This is a genomic window from Microbacterium sp. P5_E9, assembly GCF_054049175.1.
Map to the genome: position 1 here is coordinate 1 of NZ_JBFUMV010000113.1, position 567 is coordinate 567.

Here is a 567-nt window from a genome sequence, read left to right on the forward strand (position 1 = left end):
GCGCTGGACAGCCCCTGGGTGCTGGACATCGACGCCAGCATCAAACCGCTGTACGGGCGGCAAGAAGGTGCCGAACTGGGCTACAACCCGCACAAGCCCGGGCGCCCAAGCCAAGTGCTGCACACCTACTGGGTGGGCAACCTGCGTCTGGTGCTGGACGTGCAGGTCAACTCTGGCAAGCAACACACCAGCGTGCACGCCAAGGCGGGGCTGGCCCGGCTGCTCGACGAGCTCGGCGACAGATGCCCGGCGCTGGTACGCGGGGACTGCGGCTACGGCAACGAGGGCATCCTGGTCGAGCTGGAGCAACGCGGCCAGCCCTACCTGCTACGGCTGCGCCAGACCAAGAAGGTGCAGCGCCTGGTGGCCCGGCAGTTCAGCCGCATGGACTGGAGCCGGGCGGACGCGCAGGGCTGCCAGGTGGTCGAGGACTGGCTCAGGCTGGACGGCTGGAGCGCCAAGCGGCGCGTGGTCATCGTGCGCAAGCGCATCAGGGAGGGTGTCGCGCGCGAACGGCGCGACGAGCGAGGGCAACTGCGCCTGGCGCTGGCGGACATGGCAGTACTC

1 protein-coding gene is annotated in these 567 nt (G+C 69.3%); it reads left to right on the forward strand.

The window, feature by feature from the left end:
- Positions 1-18: 18 nt before the first annotated feature.
- A partial coding sequence (locus ACXJ3V_RS20510) for a transposase (RefSeq protein ID WP_457102201.1) occupies positions 19-567 on the forward strand: 549 nt, incomplete at its 3' end.